This is a genomic window from Parendozoicomonas verongulae (assembly GCF_009711465.1).
GTDB lineage: Bacteria > Pseudomonadota > Gammaproteobacteria > Pseudomonadales > Endozoicomonadaceae > Sansalvadorimonas > Sansalvadorimonas verongulae.
The window spans coordinates 2,152-2,645 of sequence record NZ_SMME01000674.1; the positions used below are offsets into that span (position 1 = coordinate 2,152).

Consider the following 494-nt stretch of genomic DNA (forward strand, 5'->3'; position numbering starts at 1 on the left):
TATATGTCATGTGTCTCCGGCTGAGGAAGTTTCCCATCACATCCACTGCTCCCCCTTTCCTTCTGGAGACCTGCTTCCTTCCCGGTTTACGCATTTGAATGCCTGGGGACGTGAGCATTACAGAGAGCTTCAGATTCAAACTGACGATGATATGCCTGCAGATTCCTATGGTATGCACACATTAAGAGTCCACACAGGGGGCAGGCACTTTGCCTGTGACCAGGACGGGTGCGACAAGACTTTCACCACATCTGGCGACCTCAACAGGCACAAGCGCATCCACACAGGGGAAAGACCTTTTGTCTGTGATTTTGAGAGGTGTAACAAGTCTTTCACCACATCCAGCGATCTCACCAGGCACAAACGCATCCACAAATCTCACCACCCACAAACGCATCCACACAGAGACAGGCCCCCTTTGTCTGCGACTTTGAAGGATGCAACAAAGCGTTTACCACATCAGACAACCTCACCAAACACAAGCGCACCCACAC

At 51.2% G+C, this 494-nt stretch carries 1 protein-coding gene; it reads right to left on the minus strand.

The annotated features are described in order from the left end of the window. Positions 1-181: 181 nt before the first annotated feature. Positions 182-373, minus strand: coding sequence for a hypothetical protein (locus E1189_RS25060; RefSeq protein WP_230460073.1), 192 nt, complete (start codon positions 371-373; stop codon positions 182-184). Positions 374-494 lie beyond the last annotated feature (121 nt).